21 protein-coding genes are annotated in these 18,815 nt (G+C 53.2%); 7 read left to right on the top strand and 14 right to left on the bottom strand.

All coding sequences use genetic code 11. From position 1 onward, the window contains the following. Positions 1-46: 46 nt before the first annotated feature. The 9 genes from flgJ to flgB all read right to left on the bottom strand — a co-directional run bounded on the left by flgJ (position 47) and on the right by flgB (position 7,543). Entirely contained in the window at positions 47-964 is a 918-nt protein-coding gene (gene flgJ, locus NHAL_RS11330; RefSeq protein ID WP_013033282.1) for a flagellar assembly peptidoglycan hydrolase FlgJ, read from the bottom strand. 78 nt (positions 965-1,042) lie between these two features. Continuing rightward, entirely contained in the window at positions 1,043-2,146 is a 1,104-nt protein-coding gene (locus NHAL_RS11325) for a flagellar basal body P-ring protein FlgI (protein WP_013033281.1), read from the bottom strand. Between the two features lie 60 nt (positions 2,147-2,206). Beyond that, a complete protein-coding gene (gene flgH, locus NHAL_RS11320; protein WP_238985341.1) occupies positions 2,207-3,076 on the bottom strand; it encodes a flagellar basal body L-ring protein FlgH in 870 nt (289 codons plus the stop codon). A 44-nt stretch (positions 3,077-3,120) separates the two neighbouring features. Next, the gene (flgG, locus tag NHAL_RS11315) at positions 3,121-3,906 is read right to left on the bottom strand and encodes a flagellar basal-body rod protein FlgG (RefSeq protein WP_013033279.1); all 786 of its coding nucleotides are present in this window, start codon (positions 3,904-3,906) and stop codon (positions 3,121-3,123) included. A gap of 44 nt (positions 3,907-3,950) precedes the next feature. Further along, positions 3,951-4,691, bottom strand: coding sequence for a flagellar basal-body rod protein FlgF (flgF, locus tag NHAL_RS11310; RefSeq protein WP_013033278.1), 741 nt, complete (start codon positions 4,689-4,691; stop codon positions 3,951-3,953). Positions 4,692-4,718: 27 nt separating this feature from the next. After that, positions 4,719-5,996 (bottom strand): flagellar hook protein FlgE, encoded by a 1,278-nt coding sequence (gene flgE / locus NHAL_RS11305; protein WP_013033277.1) that lies wholly within the window; start codon positions 5,994-5,996, stop codon positions 4,719-4,721. A gap of 24 nt (positions 5,997-6,020) precedes the next feature. Next, entirely contained in the window at positions 6,021-6,701 is a 681-nt protein-coding gene (locus tag NHAL_RS11300) for a flagellar hook assembly protein FlgD (RefSeq protein ID WP_013033276.1), read from the bottom strand. 22 nt (positions 6,702-6,723) lie between these two features. Beyond that, entirely contained in the window at positions 6,724-7,137 is a 414-nt protein-coding gene (flgC, locus tag NHAL_RS11295) for a flagellar basal body rod protein FlgC (protein WP_013033275.1), read from the bottom strand. A 4-nt stretch (positions 7,138-7,141) separates the two neighbouring features. After that, positions 7,142-7,543, bottom strand: a complete 402-nt coding sequence (flgB, locus tag NHAL_RS11290; RefSeq protein ID WP_013033274.1) for a flagellar basal body rod protein FlgB — start codon at positions 7,541-7,543, stop codon at positions 7,142-7,144. Between the two features lie 311 nt (positions 7,544-7,854). Here flgB and NHAL_RS11285 point away from each other — a divergent pair, with 311 nt between their 5' ends. After that, entirely contained in the window at positions 7,855-8,712 is an 858-nt protein-coding gene (locus NHAL_RS11285; protein WP_013033273.1) for an SDR family NAD(P)-dependent oxidoreductase, read from the top strand. A 44-nt stretch (positions 8,713-8,756) separates the two neighbouring features. On the opposite strand, the gene NHAL_RS11280 is transcribed toward NHAL_RS11285, so the two are convergent. After that, positions 8,757-9,140, bottom strand: coding sequence for a SirB2 family protein (locus tag NHAL_RS11280; RefSeq protein ID WP_013033272.1), 384 nt, complete (start codon positions 9,138-9,140; stop codon positions 8,757-8,759). Between the two features lie 216 nt (positions 9,141-9,356). On the opposite strand from NHAL_RS11280, the gene NHAL_RS11275 reads away from it, so the two are divergent. From NHAL_RS11275 to NHAL_RS20485, 3 genes are read left to right on the top strand one after another with little or no spacing between them, the layout of a single operon-like run. Beyond that, positions 9,357-11,579 carry an AMP-binding protein gene (locus NHAL_RS11275; RefSeq protein WP_013033271.1) on the top strand — a complete coding sequence of 741 codons (2,223 nt, stop codon included), beginning with the start codon at positions 9,357-9,359 and terminating at the stop codon, positions 11,577-11,579. Positions 11,580-11,631: 52 nt separating this feature from the next. Further along, the gene (locus NHAL_RS11270) at positions 11,632-12,231 is read left to right on the top strand and encodes a beta-class carbonic anhydrase (protein WP_013033270.1); all 600 of its coding nucleotides are present in this window, start codon (positions 11,632-11,634) and stop codon (positions 12,229-12,231) included. 21 nt (positions 12,232-12,252) lie between these two features. Next, positions 12,253-12,492 carry an FmdB family zinc ribbon protein gene (locus tag NHAL_RS20485; protein ID WP_203434318.1) on the top strand — a complete coding sequence of 80 codons (240 nt, stop codon included), beginning with the start codon at positions 12,253-12,255 and terminating at the stop codon, positions 12,490-12,492. 105 nt (positions 12,493-12,597) lie between these two features. Here the strand turns inward: NHAL_RS20485 and clpB are convergent, their stop codons facing one another. The 4 genes from clpB to NHAL_RS11250 form a co-directional block, all read right to left on the bottom strand. Beyond that, positions 12,598-15,195 (bottom strand): ATP-dependent chaperone ClpB, encoded by a 2,598-nt coding sequence (gene clpB, locus NHAL_RS11265; protein WP_013033268.1) that lies wholly within the window; start codon positions 15,193-15,195, stop codon positions 12,598-12,600. Between the two features lie 64 nt (positions 15,196-15,259). Then, positions 15,260-15,985 carry a lysophospholipid acyltransferase family protein gene (locus NHAL_RS11260; RefSeq protein WP_013033267.1) on the bottom strand — a complete coding sequence of 242 codons (726 nt, stop codon included), beginning with the start codon at positions 15,983-15,985 and terminating at the stop codon, positions 15,260-15,262. Between the two features lie 65 nt (positions 15,986-16,050). Beyond that, positions 16,051-16,680 carry an L-threonylcarbamoyladenylate synthase gene (locus NHAL_RS11255; protein ID WP_013033266.1) on the bottom strand — a complete coding sequence of 210 codons (630 nt, stop codon included), beginning with the start codon at positions 16,678-16,680 and terminating at the stop codon, positions 16,051-16,053. A gap of 18 nt (positions 16,681-16,698) precedes the next feature. Further along, positions 16,699-17,535 carry a PHP domain-containing protein gene (locus NHAL_RS11250; RefSeq protein ID WP_013033265.1) on the bottom strand — a complete coding sequence of 279 codons (837 nt, stop codon included), beginning with the start codon at positions 17,533-17,535 and terminating at the stop codon, positions 16,699-16,701. A 74-nt stretch (positions 17,536-17,609) separates the two neighbouring features. Here NHAL_RS11250 and NHAL_RS11245 point away from each other — a divergent pair, with 74 nt between their 5' ends. Genes NHAL_RS11245 through NHAL_RS11235 form a run of 3 tightly spaced genes read left to right on the top strand, consistent with a single transcriptional unit; the run spans position 17,610 to position 18,804 of the window. Then, on the top strand, positions 17,610-18,224 hold the full coding sequence (locus tag NHAL_RS11245) for a septation protein A (protein ID WP_013033264.1): 615 nt from the start codon (positions 17,610-17,612) through the stop codon (positions 18,222-18,224). Positions 18,225-18,226: 2 nt separating this feature from the next. Beyond that, the gene (locus tag NHAL_RS11240) at positions 18,227-18,526 is read left to right on the top strand and encodes a YciI family protein (RefSeq protein ID WP_013033263.1); all 300 of its coding nucleotides are present in this window, start codon (positions 18,227-18,229) and stop codon (positions 18,524-18,526) included. Next, positions 18,523-18,804, top strand: coding sequence for a BolA family protein (locus NHAL_RS11235; protein ID WP_013033262.1), 282 nt, complete (start codon positions 18,523-18,525; stop codon positions 18,802-18,804). Before NHAL_RS11240 ends, NHAL_RS11235 begins: the two co-directional genes overlap by 4 nt. Positions 18,805-18,815 lie beyond the last annotated feature (11 nt).

Here is an 18,815-nt window from a genome sequence, read left to right as displayed (position 1 = left end):
TCATTACCCTCACCCTCATTACCCCCTCCAGGGTCAATCTGAGCTTTCACAAACTCCCGCCTTGAGGGCCGAGGTAGTTGATTATCTCCTCCAAAGCCTGTCCTAACGCCTCACTCCTTAAAACCCCTAATACTTTGTCTGCATAGGCAGGATCCGTCGCGTAGCCAGCCTCGGCTAAGGCTTGGATAAAGCTCTCAGGATTGCGAGTATGGCTTAAGGCATGATGATAGCGGGGCTGCTGCTGCAAAAATGTGACGTAATCCTCAAAACTCTCCCCAAAGGATTCATAGACTCGGAAACGGGCTTGCTCACGCACCGCAACCCCCTCCCGGTATTCGAGGGTACCTACCTGAGTCACTGGGCCCTGCCACTGACCGTCAGCCTTGATATTAAACAGATTGTAGCTACTCTCCTGGGTCTCAGTGCGGAGGATCTGCCGCCCCCATCCCGTTTCTAGAGCGGCTTGAGCAAGAAGCACCCGGGGATCGGCCTGAAGAGCACGTGCCGCCTCCTGGGCATAAGGCCAAAGGGTTTGGGCAAATTCAGCCGGCGTTGCCAAGGCGGGTTCCGGCTTCTCGGTGACCGTGACTCTCTCTATTCTCTCTATTGGAGCACGGGAAATGGCGGTTTTCTGGACTGAAGGCAGGGATTCTTTCCCCGGGACTTTGTTTCCCAACTGGGAAGCAATCATCTCCGCCAACCCCAATCCTCCCTTACGAGCCAACTCAAGGGAAATCTGCTGGTCAAAAAGCCCTTGATAAAATTGAACCTGCTGACTATCCAGAAGTCCTTCCCCCTGGCTGGCTTCCCGCATATTTTTTAGCATTATCTGGATAAAAAAAGACTCAAATTGGGCCCCGACTTGGCGCAACGTCTCGGGGTCTTGCGGCGCTTGTCGTGCGGTCTGGCGAAGCTCGGTGAAGCTATCAAAATGGGTGTAGAGTGGAGTGGTTGATGGGGCCATGGGTTTAGCTTGGATAATTCATGAGATCACCACAAAGACACGAAGAACACAAAGAAATCAACCGGTCACAAGGCGCTTTCAAAGAATGACTAATTCTGCTCGCAGGGCGTCAGCCTGCTTCAGTGCTTCGAGGATCGCCACTAAATCTCCTGGCGCTGCCCCCACCTGGTTCACCGCCCGCACAATATCACCGAGTGACACTCCAGGGGCAAATAAAAACATCCGGCTACCCTCTTCCTTTACCTCAATGTCCGTGCGCGGCACCACCGCTGTCTGTCCACCAGACAAGGGAGGGGGCTGGCTAATCGCCGGATTGGCCGTGATGGTCACCGTCAGGCTGCCGTGAGAGACGGCCACAGGTTGCACCCGCACATGCTGGCCGATCACCACGGTCCCGGTGCGAGAATTGATAACCACCTTCGCCGCGGCCTCACCGGGTTCGACCTCTAAGTTCTCCAGCAAGGAGACAAAGCTGACCCGCTGGGCCGGAGCAGGAGGTGCGTTAACCTGGATCGATGTCCCGTCTAAGGGACGGGCAGTGCCGGCACCGATCGCCTGGTTGATAGTCACGGCAACCCGGTTAGCGGTAGTGAAATCCGAGGTATGGAGGTTAAGGACAATATGGTCGCCATCATTAAAGGGATTAACCACATGCCGCTCCACCGTAGCTCCGTTGGGGATACGTCCGGTGCTGGGTACATTGACGGTCACCCGGGAACCATCATTTCCTTCGATACCAAATCCCCCTACCACCAGATTGCCCTGGGCCATGGCATAGACTCTGCCGTCAGCGCCCTTGAGGGGAGTCAACAACAGACTTCCGCCACGCAGACTCTTGGCGTTACCCAGTGAGGAGACGGTAATATCAATCTGCTGACCAGGCTTAGCAAAGGGAGGCAATTGGGCATGAACAGAAACTGCCGCCACATTTTTAGGCTGAGGGTTAACACCGGGGGGTAAATTGATCCCAAACTCCCGCAGCATGTTTCTGAGGCTTTGGGTGGTATAGGGCACCTGAGTCACCTGGTCTCCCGTGCCATCCAACCCCACCACCAGGCCGTAACCCACCAGTTGGTTGCTGCGAACCCCAGCGATGGCGGCCAGATCCTTTACCCGCTCAGCTTGGGCCGCCTGACTTAAACAAAGCAAAACCACTAGGAAGAGGGTCTGAGTTATTTTCACAGCAAAACTCCGTGGGAAACCTCCGCCGTTAGCCGGGGATAGGGGGCCAGGTGAAATCACTTAAAAAGGCATAAATTTGCTAAAGAAAAGCCGGGTGAGCCAACCCATTCGATTGGCATCCTGGGTTGCGCCATCGCCCACATAGGCGAGACGGACATCCGCAAGCCTTAAAGAAGACACCGTATTGTCCGGCTGGATATCCCGGGGACTGACAATACCGGAGATTCGCAGATATTCGTTGCCCTGGTTGATAGTAATGACCTTCTCCCCTTGGACGATAAGATTGCCGTTTGGCAACACTTCAGCGACAGTGACAGTAATATGGCCATCGAGGCGGTTATTCTGGCTGCTATCTCCACTTCCGGAGAAGGCACCTTCAACCGCAGCGGCCATTTCCAGGGAATTGTTCTTGTTACTGGCTAAAGGAAACCATTTAGGGGTATCGAATTGGACGGCAGAACCCAGCAAGGTGGGATTAGTTAGAGAATAACTGGTTTCCTTGTCGATGGCGGTGTCACTTTCTTTCTCCGCATCGGTGCGCTCCTCCAGCACAATAGTCAGCACATCACCGGCCTGCCGCGCCCGGTAATCGGTAAATAATGAGATCTCATACCCAGCGTGATAAATCGCCCCGTTGTGATGCTGAGGTGGTGGCGTTGCCCCAGGACGGGTTGCCGCGAAATTGGGATCCGGTTTGGGTGCCTGGGCCGCACAGCCCGTAATAAGGGCAATGCCCACCACGCTGATAATGATGTTTTTTAAGTATCTATGAATAAAATATGGGGAATGTTTAGGAGCGAGGGGGTAATGCTTTGCAAACCCGTTTTTCCTCCCTGAAAAAAGGGTTTGTAGAGACATCCCTGTCCCCTGGCTCCACACCACCCCTTCGCTCCAATACCTCAAAGCTTTTGTCGAGATATTGATGCTCATGCTTGAAGCATTACCGGTTTTGCCGCCCCTGAGTTTCATAATTTTTAAAGAGTCTGGGTGGCAAATTGGAGCATCTCATCCGTACCCGCAATTGCTTTAGAATTCATTTCGTAGGCCCGTTGGGTTTCAATCATATTGACCAACTCTTCCACCACATTCACATTAGCGCCCTCTAAAGCGCCTTGGACCAAGGTTCCAAAGCCGGTAAGCCCTGGAATTCCCGTTTGGGCGACACCGCTAGAGGCGGTTTCCTTGAAGAGGTTGTTACCGATGGGCTGCAATCCAGCCGGATTGATAAAATCGGCCAATTGAACATTTCCCAGTTGAGTAGGCGCAGTGTCCCCCGCCACCAATACCGACACGATACCGTCAGAGCCGACGGTGACAGAGAGGGCGCCTTCGGGAATAGTAATCCGGGGCTCCACGGGATAACCGCTGGAAGTCACCAACTGGCCATCGGCGTCCACTTGGAAGGTACCGTCACGGGTATAAGCTAGACTGCCATCAGGCATGAGGATCTGAAAAAAACCCCGCCCCTGAATAGCCAGATCAAGGGGGTTTTCAGTCTGAGCAATGCCCCCTTGAGAAAAGAGTTTCTCAGTGGCGACAGTACGTACTCCCGTACCTAGCATTAGCCCTGAAGGTAACTGGGTGTTCTGGGAAGACTGGGCCCCCGGCTGGCGTACCGTTTGATAAAGCAAGTCTTCGAATACGGCCCGGCCGCGTTTAAAACCGGTGGTATTGACATTGGCAAGGTTATTGGAGATGACCGCCATGCGGGTCTGTTGCGCATCAAGGCCGGTCTTGGCAATCCATAAAGCTTGATTCATGGCCCATTCCCTCTTTATTTTAAAATTTAAACCGTCTCGTCTTTTTAACCCATTCGAAGCATTTGGGCTGAAGAGGCATCTAGATCCTCTGCTGCCTGCATCATCTTGACCTGCATTTCATACTGGCGAGCTAGGGCGATCATTTCCACCATGGCGTCCACTCCATTGACATTGCTAGCTTCCAACATCCCTGAGGCTAGAGACACTGAGGCCTCTGCCGGAGCTACAGCACCCTCCGCTAGCCGCAACAAACCGTCCTCGCCTTTTTTTAACTGGGCCAAGGGAGGATTCACCAGCTTGATCCGATCTAATACAGCTAAGGTATTGGCCTCTTGCCCGAGGGGGCGGATGGAAATGGTGCCATCGGTTCCGATTTCCACCGTTTCTGCCGGCGGAACAGCCACCGGTCCACCTTCCCCCAGGACCGGCTGGCCTGCCCCTGTGGTCAAAATCCCATTGCTGGAAATTTTAAGATTGCCTGCCCGAGTATAGGCTTCGGTTCCATCGAAAGCCTGCACAGCAATCAGGCCCTCTCCCTGGACCGCCACATCTAATTCCCGGCCAGTGCTTTGGAGAGCCCCCAGGGTGAAATCCACGCCAGGGCGTTCCGCCATGGCATAGACCCGGGTAGGATAACCTTCACCAAACACAGGCATACTGCGGAACTGGGATAAATCAGCTCGAAATCCTGTGGTATTGAGATTGGCTAAATTGTGATTATTAGCGGCAGTGGCCTGCATCATCTGCTGGGCCCCCGTCATTGCCACATAAAGCATTCGATCCATCTTGACTCACCCCCCCGCTGCTAATGCTTAACGAATATTAAGAATACTATCCGTGAGGGTACTGGCTGTCTCAATGGCCCTGGCATTGGCTTGGAAGTTACGCTGGGCGGTAATCAGGTGCACCAATTCCGCAGTGAGATCCACGTTGGAACTCTCCAAGGCGCCCCCCTGGATCAAACCAAAACTGCCATTCCCCGCCTCACCTGCTATGGCGGCTCCTGAGTCGATGGTGCCCGCCCAGGAATTGTTCCCTAACTGACGCAACCCTTGCTCGTTGGGGAATTGAGCCAACGCTACCTTCCCTAGGGCTAGGTTTTGCCCATTGCTGAAGTTGGCCCGAATGACACCCGTTTCACTGATATCCAATCCGGTAAGACGGCCCGAAGTAAATCCATCTTGATCCAGTGCAGTCACATTAAATGGCGAAGCCACCTGGGTAGTGTTGGTGGAGGGAAAATTCAGCGTCAAGGTCATATCATTGGCGCCATTGCCGAGAACAATAGGATCAGTCACCAAAGGACTAGGCGTAGTCCCCATCAAGCCGCCTGACGAATCGAAATTAAGGGTCCCATACTGGATACCACCCGCGCCGGCAGTCCCTCCACTGACGTTGACGAGGGCCCCATCCAAGGCGTTATAAACGGCCCACTGATTGGGACTATTGGTGTCCTTCACGAAATACAAGGTAGAGATGTGGCTATTGCCCAGGGAATCAAAGACCGTCGTCGACGTGGAAGCGGTGAAGGTATCGGCATCCAAAGGATCGAAATTGGCCGGGTCCAGAGAAGCCGCATCCGCAGGCAGATTAGCCCCTATACTAACTTGGCTGGTTGCTTGGGGAGTACCCGCCGAGGTGGGAAGCCGCACCGGCTGGGAGCTTTCCAAACTCGATGCGGTAACGGTGCCGTCCTGGTTGACGGGATAAGTGCGCAAAAACTGACCCGCGCCATTAACCACATAGCCATCCTTATTGATACTAAAGGCACCTGCCCGGGAATAGACCAATTCATTGTTGGTTAAGTTGGGGGACAAAGCAAAAAACCCCCGACCACTAACCGCCAGATCCAGAATGTTTTGCGTGAAGTCTAAATTTCCCTGATCAAACTGCTGGGCTGCCCGGTTGAGCAGAACACCACTGCCCACCGCCGTCTTCGGGCTACCGAAAGAGGAAACGGCAAAAATATCGGCAAATTCGGCCCGCGACCTTTTAAAACCCGTAGTGTTGGCATTGGCGATATTATTTGAGACCACATCCAGATCAGAGGATGCGGCATTCAGACCACTAAGCGAAGTATTAAACGACATAACATTTCTCCTCGGCCCAAGACCCTATAAAATTTGTTCCACTTGACCAAAAGGCACCGACCCCTGCCCCGCCAGATTGAGCGTCAACCCCTCGCCCCCTTCCCCGATAACCACGCTGTCCACCCGCGCTACCGTAAATGAAGGCAAGGCTTGGGGGCTGCCATCGACCACTCCTTCCACCTTGAATTGATAAAGCCCAGGCGCGGCTGAGGTCCCATCCTCCTTGAAGCCATCCCAGGCAAAGTGAACGGTTCCGCTTTGGCCTGCTCCCAGATCTAAGGACCGGACCAACTGGCCGGATTGATCAAAAATTTTCAATTGCAGGCTGCTTGCTTCTGAAGGCAACTTGACAGCTCCCCGCAAAGAGCCCTCCGCCTCCAGCGCACCGAACTCCGAAGGCACTAATACCGAGCGGCCAACTAAACCCGAAGCTTGCAGCGCTTGATTGGACTGCATGGAACCGCTGAGTTCTTTAAAGGAGTTTTGTAGATCTTGAATTCCACTCACCGTCCCAAACTGAGCCATCTGGCCAAGGAAGGTGCTATTATCCATGGGCTCAAAAGGGTCCTGATGATTAAGCTGGGTGGTCATTAATTTCAGAAATTGCTCTAACCCCAATTCGGTGTTTTGAGGCTTTTTATCGGGTGGTCGGGTCAGCCCTAATTCTTTATAAATATCCAGGTTGGAATGGGTGGCGGTAACCATTATTTGATGCTTTCCCTATCCGCTATTCACCCAATTGCAGGGTGCGTAACAGTAACTGTTTGGAAGTATTGGCAACCTCCACGCTGTTCTGATAACTGCGTGAAGCCGAAATCATATTGGCCATTTCCTCAATGGGATTCACATTAGGATGAAAAATGTATCCTGCCTCGTTGGCCATGGGGTGATCAGGAGCATACTCCTGCTGTAGCGGAGCCTTGCTCTCCACCACTCCCAACACTTGCACCCCTCCTGTAGCCTCCTCTTGATTAAAATCATTCAACACAGTAGCAAATACCGGATGGCGGGCCCGATAAGTCTGATTTACGCTACTGCTGACACTATCGGCATTGGCGAGATTGCTGGCGGTAGTATTCAGCCGCAAGGTTTGGGCACTCATCGCAGTGCCCGAAATATCGATGATGTTGAACAACGACATGGCGCTACTCTCCCTTCAGGGCCGACTGCAATCCTTTAAAGCTGCCACTCAGGAAGTGGAGGCTGGCTTGATATTGGAGCGCATTCTGCATGAATTTTCCGTGCTCCACCTGGCTATCCACCGTATTGCCGTCGATGGAAGCTTGCAGGGGAAGGCGATAAAGGGCCTCTCCTCCAGGGGGATGCCCTGCCGCAGAAGGCAAATGCCTCCCATGGGTGACTTGCAGTGGCAGGGCTGCTCCCTGGCCCTGAGCCTGCTGCAGGGCCGTTTTAAAATCGATATCCCTTGCCTTATAGCCCGGCGTATCAGCATTAGCGAGATTGGCTGCCAATAATTCGGCGCGCCGAGACCAAAGGCTCAAAGCATAAGGATGAATTCCCAATGCCGAATCAAAGGAAATAGACATAACTCACTCCCGGCAATCAATAAACTGAATTACCCTAAAGATAGGCAAGGGTTATGCCACCTAGGAGTAGTGCTAAAAATCAGATAGATAGAAACTAAAGGCTTACCGACAGGCTACCCTCACCCGGCAAATAATTGCCGCAGGCGGCAATAGCGCTTGCCTTGTCATCCTGGCATACTTTGTTGCCTGGGCCCCAGAGACCGGGTTGAGATGGGTGCAGTTTGCCTCTGGTGAGGTGGACGTAATGGCGCAGACTAGGTTGCAAGCGACGATTAAGTTAACATACAAGAAAAACTACGCTGTAAGCACTTATGATCCAGAATTTTGCTTCTAAATCCGTGTTGGTGACGGGTTGCTCTAGCGGCATTGGTCGCTGCGTTGCCAAGGGATTACAAACCCGCGGTTATCGTGTCTTCGCCACGGCACGCCAAACCCAAGATCTTGAAGAACTCACGGCTGAGGGCCTAGAAGCCATTCCCCTTGAACTCAGCGATGATGCCTCCATTGCTAATACAGTGGACACCGTTCTGGAACGAACGGAGGGACAACTTTATGCCCTGTTCAATAATGCAGCTTACGGCCAGCCGGGTGCCGTGGAAGATTTACGCCGGGAAGTATTGCGGGCCCAATTAGAAACCAATACCCTAGGGACTCAGGAATTGACCAACCGCCTGATCCCCGCCATGCGCAATCAAGGTGCGGGCCGCATCATTTATAACAGTTCTGTGCTCGGCTTTATCGCCTTGCCCTTTCGCGGAGCTTATAACGCCAGCAAATATGCTTTGGAAGCCTTAGCAGACACCCTTCGCCTAGAGCTTTATGGAAGCGGAATTAGGGTCTCTGTTATTGAGCCCGGACCCATCAGCAGCCAATTCCGCCACAACTCATACCGGAAGTACCTGGAAAACATCGACCCTGAACACAGCGCTCACCGCCAAACCTATCGCGCTATGGAGCAACGCCTAAAAAAACGCGGGCCCGCCGTCCCCTTTACCCTTCCCCCTGAGTCCGTACTCAAAAAAGTCATCCATGCTCTAGAATCACCGCGGCCCCGAGCACGCTATTATGTCACTGTTCCTACTCATGTTTTTGCCGCCCTGAAACGCCTGCTTCCCCATACCGCCATGGACTGGGTACTTCACCGAGTTTCTCATAACGAAAACCGATAACTATGGCGCCATTGGATGCCCCGCACAGGAAACCTTCAAACCCATTAACCCCATGGAAAAGGAACCTTGCCGCGGGCGACCCAAACCATATAACCAAATAGGGCCAGGGCCACACACCCTGCAGTGATCCGAATGGGCTTAGTCCGACCACGCTTCAAAGCAATACTACCGAAAACGATATAACCTATCAGTGCCAGGACCTTTGCCGTAAGCCAATCATCCACGAACGGATATTGATGCAAAATAAGCGTTAAACCAATAGCGCTCGTCAATAACACCGTATCCACAATATGGGGGACAATACGGACCCAGCGCCGCTGCAAATACTGGGGAGAAAACAGCATCCACAAGCCGCGCCCAATGAACAGTACCAAAGTGGTCGCTACACTAGTGAGGTGGATATATTTAAGCGTGAGGTATAAAGTCATACTGCTATCTTATCCTAAATACTTATGTACAGAATAAGTATGTAATATCCCAGGGCGAGCTGGCGGGAAATTGAAATAAAATCTGCAAGAACCTGCTTGCATTTAGGCTCCACCCGACCTACATACCCTGTTATCCTGACAACATTCAAAGATTTCTGCCGAGGTACTTAGTTCTACAGGCGCCTCTTCAATTTTTAATTGCACGAAGATAATGCCATGGAACCCCAAACAACACGACCAACGAAGGAAAACAGCCCACGGATTCAACCGCTGGCAACCTTGCTTCGATATTCCCTCAAGAACTTTTACCGGATCCGGGTCAAAGGCTTGGAACATTACCCAAAGGCCGGCCATCGGGTATTACTAATCGCCAACCATATCTCTTTTCTCGATCCCTTGCTCCTGGCGACATTTCTTCCCCAGGACACGGTCTTCGCTATCCCTCCCCAGTTGGCCCAAAACCGTTGGCTACGCCCCTGGCTCAAACTATTCCCTACTTTCCCTTTAGACCTTACGGATCCCTCTGCCCCCCAAGTGTTACTTCGGCACCTTAACGAGCACCGTCAGGTGGTCCTCTTTCCCGAGGGGCGGATCAGCGCGACAGGTTCGATAATGAAAATTTACCACGCTCCAGGATGGGCCGCCTGTAAATCCGGAGCTACAGTGCTACCCGTACGGATTGAAGGGGCTGAAGACACCCCCTTTTCCTGCATGCGCAGCCGCCGCAGATGGTTTCCTCCCATTACCATTACCCTATTACCGCCCCAGGACTTTACCCTACCGCCGCAACTGCCCAGCCGGGAACGACGCAGACAGGCGGAAGCACGGCTACAGGAGACCATCACGGAGATAAAGTTCTCCAACAGCCATTATCGCCGCACAGTCTTCGAGGCTTTGCTAGATGCCCGCCAAAAGCATGGCGGGAACCTCCCAATCGCCCAGGACTTAGACCGCCAGCCCATACGCTATAACCGGCTGGTGCAGCGAGCCTTTCTGTTAGGTTCGGTGCTGGCACGAGAGACTCAGCCAGGAGAATACGTCGGCGTATTATTGCCTAATGCTTTAAGCACCGCGGTCCTCTTTTTCGCTTTGCACAGCCAGGGCCGAGTACCCGCCATGTTGAATTTCACCACCGGTGCCGGTGGCCTTTCTGCTGCTATCGAAGCGGGCGGCATTGGCACCGTATATACTTCACGGCGTTTTATCGAAGCGGCCGAATTACAGGCCGTGGCGAAGACCCTGGCCCGCAAGGTTCGGTTAATTTATTTAGAAGATTTACGCCAACACATCGGTCCCTGGAAGCTCCTGCAAGCCACAATACGTTCTCGTTTTGCCCGTGCCGCTTATTGCCACACCGTCCCCCAAGCTACCCCTGACGATCCGGCCGTGGTTTTATTTACCTCTGGCTCTGAAGGAACGCCCAAGGGGGTAGTCCTGTCACATGCCAACCTTCTGGCCAATATTCAGCAAGTCGCAAGCCGTATCGATTTCACGCGAGAGGACTTGGTCCTTAATGCCTTGCCCGTCTTCCACGCCTTTGGGTTAACGGTGGGCACCCTGTTACCCCTCCTTTCCGGCGTTCCTCTATTCTTATACCCCTCACCGCTGCATTATCGGATGGTTCCCGAAGTCGCCTACCATGTCAACGCCACTATTTTATTTGGCACCAATACTTTCCTAGCCGGCTATGCCCAACATGCCCACCCCTATGACTTTCATAGCATACGCTATGTATTTGCAGGGGCGGAAAAGTTGCAGGAACCCACCCGCCGGCTATGGGTCGAGAAGTTTGGAATCCGTATTTTCGAGGGCTATGGGGTGACTGAGACCAGCCCGGTATTGGCCGTTAATACCCCCATCGATCACCGTTCAGGCACGGTGGGGCGACTGGTCCCCGGAATTGAATACCATCTTGAGCCCGTGGAAGGCATCCACCAGGGGGGGCGCTTAGAAGTTCGCGGACCCAATGTCATGCTAGGTTATTTATTACATCACGCCCCCGGACAGTTACACCCCCCCCATACGCCCCGTGGCAGAGGGTGGTACGACACCGGCGATATCGTCAGCATTAACGAAGAGGGTTATCTTACTATCCAGGGTCGTGCCAAGCGCTTTGCCAAGATTGCCGGCGAGATGGTCTCCTTGACCACAGCGGAAGCATTGGCTTCCAGCGTCTGGCCAGATGTGCGCCATGCCGTCGTTTCCCTGCCAGATGCTAAAAAGGGGGAAGAATTGGTACTGCTCACAGAACAGAGAGACGCCGAACGACGCCCCCTGTTGGCACAGGCAAAGGCGGAGGGACTCAGCGAACTTAGTGTACCCCGCCGGATTCTCGTGGTAGAAGAAGTCCCGCTCCTTGCTAGTGGCAAAATAGATTATGCAACCTCCCAACAATGGGCAGAGCAAAAACTGCTGCAGACAGAAAAAGCCTTGGCCTAAACTTATGTTTGCCCATTAACCCTTTTTTGTATTCCATGGGAGGACTAATAAGATGAGCTTGAAACAGCAGTTAGAAGCCGATTATACCCAACGCAAAAATTGGGCCCTACGACGCCAATTGGGTATTCCCAACAATCGCCGTCTTTGGGTCTGTGCCTGTATGGATGAACGCTTGCCTGTCGATGAAGCATTGGGAATTCGAGGCGATCGTGGCGATGCCCACGTCTTCCGCAACGCCGGAGGTCTCATTACGGATGATGCAATTCGCTCAGCGATGCTCACCTGTCAGTTTTTTGGAACCCAAGAAATCGTCATCATTAATCATACCGAGTGTGGCATGATGTCTGCCCATACGGATACCCTGGTCAACGCCCTCAAGGATCAAGGCATTGATCTGGACAATATCCCAGTTGATCCTTCACTGCCTGAGCTAAAGCTTGATGCAGGCGCCTTTGGCAAATGGATTCGCCTCTTCGACAACGTGGATGATATTTGCGCTAAACAGGTTGAATATGTCCGGAATCATCCCTTGATTCCTAATCATGTGACTGTCAGTGGTTGGATTTGGGAGGTAGAGACAAGCCACCTGCGACCTCCCCATGGCGCGGTGAGCGATAAGGTTAATACCAGCAGGGAAATGGGCGCTAAGTAATCGTGATATCTTAAGGAGAAGATGATGCCCACTTATGAGTACCATTGTTTGGCTTGCAACCAGGATTTTGAAGCCTATCATGGCATGAACGAGCCCGCGCCCTACTGTCCTGCTTGCGGAGGGGCAGTCAAACAACGCTTGTCCGCACCAGCAATACATGGCTATAAGGCAAGAGGGCGTGAAGCGGCCATGCAATCCCTTCAGGATGAAAATCCACGGACTTGTGGCTGCGGCCGCCCTCGTGGTTGTCATTCTCATTAGAATTTTGCCGGATGCGGTGCGAAGCGCCTTATCCGACCTACCAATGGCTCACTTTCATCAAAGCTAAACCGTAGGCCGGATAAGCGCAGCGCATCCGGCGTATGCCTAGGCGGCAGAAGCTGCCCTTGCTTTGCGCTCGAAAACGAAATGTTCGCCTTCAACTCCCACTTCAATCAGATCCCCAGGCTCAAATTTTCCCCCTAGGATTTCCTGGGCTAGGGGGTTCTCGATTTGTTGCTGAATCGCCCGCTTGAGGGGCCTAGCTCCATAAACCGGATCGAAACCCACTTCTGCCAATTTATCCAGAGCAGTTTCGGACACGGCTAAATCCATATCCCGCTCTCGCAGTCGCTGCTGGAGATGGCCAATCTGAAGTTTGGCAATCGCCCGGATCTGCCCTTTCAACAGGGGATGGAACACCACCACATCGTCCACTCGGTTAATAAATTCCGGACGGAAATGCTGCCCGACAATCTCCATTACCGCATTTTTCATTTCCTGGTAATGTTCCTCCCCGGCCATTTCCTGAATCACATGGGAACCGAGGTTAGAAGTCATGACCACCACTGTATTGCGAAAATCTACCGTGCGACCGTGGCCATCTGTCAGCCGTCCATCATCCAAAACTTGGAGCAAAATATTAAATACATCCGGGTGGGCCTTCTCCACCTCGTCGAGCAAGATGACCGAATAGGGCTTGCGGCGTACCGCCTCGGTGAGGTAGCCCCCCTCTTCAAACCCCACATAACCGGGAGGAGCCCCGATGAGCCGGGCCACGGAGTGCCTCTCCATAAACTCGGACATGTCGATGCGAACCATGGCTTCCTCCGTATCAAACAAGAAAGCCGCCAGGGCCTTACAAAGCTCAGTCTTTCCTACCCCCGTAGGCCCGAGAAAGAGGAAGGAACCATTCGGCCGGTTAGGATCAGCTAGCCCGGCCCGGGAACGGCGAATCGCGTTACTTACCACTTCGATGGCTTCTTCCTGGCCCACCACTCGCCGATGCAACGCCTCTTCCATTTTTAATAATTTCTCCCGCTCTCCTTCCAGCATTTTGGAAACCGGAATTCCCGTCCATTTGGAAACCACCTCGGCAATTTCTTCCTCAGTCACCTTGTTGCGCAGTAATTTAAAATCCTGCTGTTCAGCCGCGGTGGCCGCATCGAGCTGTTTTTGGAGTTCCGGGATCTGGCCATACTGTAACTCCGACATCCGAGTTAAATCTCCGGCACGGCGGGCGGAGTCCAGCTCCAATCGAGCCTGTTCCAGTTTTTCCTTGATCCCCTGGGCACCGCTTAGGGCGGCTTTCTCCGCCTTCCAAATCTCTTCTAGATCGGCATATTCTTTTTCCAAATGGTTAATCTCGGTTTCCAAAGTCTCCAGACGCTTTTTAGAGGCTTCGTCAGTTTCCTTCCGTAAAGCTTCCCGCTCAATTTTCAATTGAACCAAGCGTCTTTCCATCCGGTCCATGGGCTCCGGCTTGGAATCGATCTCCATCCGAATGCGGCTGGCAGCCTCGTCGATGAGATCAATGGCCTTGTCTGGAAGTTTGCGATCGGTAATATAACGGTGGGATAAAGTGGCTGCCGCCACAATGGCAGGATCGGTGATCTCCACCCCATGATGGACTTCATAGCGCTCATTCAAGCCCCGCAGGATAGCAATGGTATCTTCTAAGCTTGGCTCATCCACCAGCACCTTTTGGAAACGCCGTTCCAAAGCCGCGTCTTTTTCTATGTATTGACGATACTCATCCAGGGTCGTTGCCCCAATGCAGTGAAGTTCACCGCGAGCCAAGGCCGGTTTGAGCATGTTACTGGCATCCATGGCTCCTTCCGCCTTACCCGCCCCCACCACTGTATGGAGTTCGTCAATAAATAAAATAATATTCCCTTCTGCCTTGCTGATGTCCTTGAGCACCGCCTTAAGGCGCTCCTCAAACTCGCCCCGGAACTTGGCACCGGCAATCAGGGCCCCCATATCCAGCGCAAGCAAACGCCTATGCTTGAGTCCTTCTGGGACCTCGCTGTTGACAATACGCTGGGCTAATCCCTCGACAATGGCAGTTTTACCCACCCCCGGTTCACCAATCAGCACGGGATTATTTTTAGTCCGGCGTTGCAGCACCTGAATAGTGCGGCGTATCTCATCATCACGGCCAATGACCGGATCTAATTTACCCTGCTCGGCCCGCTCCGTGAGATCGATGGTATAGCGCTCTAGGGCCTGGCGTTGGTCCTCGGCCCCCGGTTCATTCACTTGTCGCCCCCCACGGATGGTATTGATAGCCGCCTCTATACTCGCCTTAGTGGCGCCATTTTTACGCAACAACTCGCCCACCTGGCCCCTATCCTCCACAGCGGCAAGCATGAATAATTCACTGGAGATATATTGATCATGGCGCTGCTGGGCCAGCTTATCGGTCACATTGAGCAACCGCATCAAATCTTGAGAGATATGTATCTCTCCCGGAACGCCCTGTACTTGGGGAAGCCGTTTCAGAGCCTCGCTGAGCTGGGCATGGAAATTGTTGACATTCACTCCTGCCTGCATCAATAAGGGGGCTGCGGTCCCGCCTTGCTGTTCTAGCAGGGCAAACATTACATGCAGCGGTTCCAGAAATTGATGGTCCTGCCCCACAGCCAGGCTTTGGGCATCAGCCAGGGCCTCCTGAAACTTGGTGGTTAACTTGTCCTGTCGCATGGGTAAACCCTCTGGTACTTAAAATCTCTTCTTATAGACAGAGATGGGGGCTTAGCCAGCGAAATTAAACCCCCTGCAATACCTGGGGGCTCCTCCACTTTCGGCCTTCTATGATTTGGGCCACCTCCGATAAACATTCCTCTCTCGACAGGGAAGCACAAGCAATCGGCGGACTATAGTGAAGGGAAACCCGGCTGCGAAGCAGCAAAGCCCCAAGAATTTGGCCTTGACCTTCAACGCCCTCGATACGAAGCCCATAGATAGGCGCATTTGACCGTATCGCCAGCCAAGCCACCCCTTTTTTCAGGGGACGGGGCGGATCCGTATCCAAATGAATCCCTCCCTGGGGGAAAAGAGCCACCACCTCCCCCGCATGCAAGGCTAGCAAAGCTTCCCGGAGGGCTTTTTCTGGTCGCCTATCCCGATCAACCGGGATACACTTCATAGCGCGGAACAACCACTGAAATCCAAAGCGCCGATATTGATCGCGAGCAATCAAAAACCGCAGTGGCCGAGGGCTCGCCGCCACTAAAAGCAGGGGATCTAGCCCGGAGATATGGTTAGCCACTACCAACCCCCCCCCTTGAGAGGGTAAAGGCAATAAGTCAGAGTCGAGGCGATGGAAACGGCGGCAATAGAGGCGATTCAAGCCATCTAGACGGTTCAGCCAGCGCCCCCCCCAATCGACCTCATTGGCGGCCTCGCAAGCGCGAAGGCCCTGTCTCCACCCCCACCAGCCTGCCGCAGCAATCCCGATGAGGAAGGGCCACAGCCCAATCTCAGCAAGCATACGTAAAATTACCTAAGAACTTTGACGGTTATGGCAAAATAATGGCCAGTACTTTACCTATCGGCTTAAGGTTCAACCCTGAAAGGCGTTGTATCCCCTTTACCCTCACGAATAATCTTTGGTATATCTTCGACCAAATCAACCACGGTCGTCGGCTCAAAGCCGCAATACCCCCCATCAATGACAAGGTCCACCTGGCTACCAATCCGATCCCGGATCCCTTCTGGATCGGTAAGAGGCATCTCCTCCCCGGGCAGAATCAAAGTAGAGCTTATCAGGGGTTCGCCCAAGGCCGCTAATAATGCTTGGGTAATACTATTATCCGGAATTCGAATCCCGATAGTGCGCCGTTTGGGATCTTGCAAGCGCCGAGGAACCTCTCGGGTGGCTTTGAAGATAAAGGTATATGCCCCCGGGGTGAGGGCTTTTAACAGCCGAAAGGCACTATTCCCGACTCTGGCATAAAGGGAGAGTTCCGAAAGATCCCGGCCAACCAAACTAAATTCGTGGCGAGTGCCTAAACCTCGAAGGTGGCGAATGCGATCCGCCGCTGCCTTGTTGCCAACTTGACACCCCAAAGCATAGCCAGAATCAGTAGGGTAGACGATCAACCCTTCCTGCCGGAGGATAGTCACTGCTTGATTAAGCAGGCGCTGTTGGGGATGAGTGGGATGGATCCTAAAGTACTGGCTCATGGGATACTATCTTTGCGGTTACTGCCATAGACTCCACACCGGCGTGCAGCCGCCAGGCAAAGGGGGAGTCCGGCCCAGTTCAATCCAGGTATTCTCTGGTCCATGATAGTCGGAACCACACGACCCCAAAAGATCCATCTCCCGGGCAAGACGAAGCAAAAGGGCCGTCGCCTCGGGGGGCTGGCTGCCTGAAACCACTTCAAGGGCAACTCCCCCCCATTCCTTAAATTCACCCAGCAGTTGCATCAATTTACTACGGGTCAATCGGTAGCGGGCTGGATGGGCCACTACTGGGAACCCGCCAGCATGACGGATCCAGGTTACAGCCTCTTCCAAGGTCGCCCAACGACCCGCAACATGCCCTGGTTTGCCCTGGACTAGATAGCGCTTAAAGACATCCTGGGTGTTCTTGGCATACCCTTTTTCAACCAAAAAACGGGCAAAGTGGGTGCGACTAAGAATATTGCCCTGGGCATAGCATGAGGCCCCCTCCAGGGCACCCTCAATTCCCGCTTTTTGAAGACCCTGAGCTATTTCACGGGCCCGTTCATCCCGATAGGCCCGTAGCTGCTGTAGGCCGGCTTGCAGTTCCAAGTTTTCCCGATCAATGCCCAGCCCTAAAATATGCACAGTACGCCCGCCCCAGGTCACTGAGATCTCCACTCCGGAAACCAACTCCAGCTCTAAATTTGCAGAGACGGCGCTAGCCTCAGCCAAACCCCCAGTGCAGTCATGGTCGGTTAAAGCCAGGACTGCCACTCCTTGGGCGGCAGCACGCTGAACCAGCGCGGTAGGATTAAGAGTCCCATCGGAAGCCGTTGAATGGGTATGTAAATCGTAGATTGCTGTTGCCATCTAATACAGTGTACCTCATATGGCAAATACAGTAAGATATTTTTACGCTATAATAGGATGAAACTATTGAATCTATGAAGCTATTTTTTGACCTTTTTCCCGTTATTTTATTTTTTTGCGCTTATCAATTCTACGATAAGCTGCCTTCAGAAATCGTAGAGGAACTTAATCGCATCCCCTTCCTGAAACTCACCCCTGGTGGTTCGGAGGATGCCATTCTTTTTGCAACGGCCGTAGCCATCCTTGCCTCCGCCCTGCAAGTCAGCCTCTATTTTTTCAAGCACCATCGCTTCGAGCCCATGCACCTAGTTACCCTAGGCCTAGTGACCCTATTGGGAGGAGCCACCCTGGTGTTTCGCGATCCCACTTTCATTAAGTGGAAACCGACGGTGGTCAATTGGCTCTTCGGTCTCGCCTTCCTGGCCAGTCAGATATTCACCCGCAAACCTCTGGTACAGCGGATGATGAGCACCGCGATCACTTTGCCCACCTCCCTATGGAAGCGCCTTAATATAGCCTGGGTGATATTTTTTCTGGCCTCGGGTCTGGCCAATCTCTATGTGGCCTATCAGTTCACAGAGGCTGTCTGGGTAAACTTCAAACTGTTTGGTATGCTAGGGTTGACACTTTTATTTGTTGTCGGTCAGGCTTTTTATCTGACCCGGTACCTCAACCCGTCTGAGGATTGATCATGCTCTATGCCATTATCGGTCAAGACATTGAACACAGCCTAGAACGCCGCCGCCAAGTCCGCTCTGCCCACCTAGCGCGAATCCAGGAACTCCAAGAAAATGGCCGCTTGGTGCTGGCAGGTCCTTTTCCTGCCATGGATACCGAGGACCCCGGCGAAGCAAGCTTTACGGGCAGCCTAATCATAGCGGAATTTCCTTCCCTGGAGGCAGCGGAACAATGGGCCGAGGCTGATCCCTATGTAGCAGCCGGAGTCTATGCCCAGGTGACCGTCAAGCCCTTCAAACAGGTGCTGCCATGACTCCAGAGGAACGGGTGGCTTTCATCCGCACCCGCCTGGAGGCTGCCCTCTCCCCCCGCTCTGTGGCCATCAAAGACGAAAGCGCTCGCCATGCAGGGCACAGCGGTCATGGCGGCGGCGGTCATTACCAAGTGACCATTGTGGCTGAAGCCTTTGCTGGGAAATCCCGGATAGAACGCCATCGCCTGGTTTATGGCGCTGTTGATGAAGCCATGGGTAATGAAATCCACGCCCTCAGCATCAAAGCCTATACCCCCCAGGAATATCCAGAAGGCTAAATAATCGCCGT

Origin of the sequence: Nitrosococcus halophilus Nc 4 (assembly GCF_000024725.1) — a bacterium.
Lineage (GTDB): Bacteria > Pseudomonadota > Gammaproteobacteria > Nitrosococcales > Nitrosococcaceae > Nitrosococcus > Nitrosococcus halophilus.
This window is presented reverse-complemented; position numbering and strand designations above follow the sequence as displayed.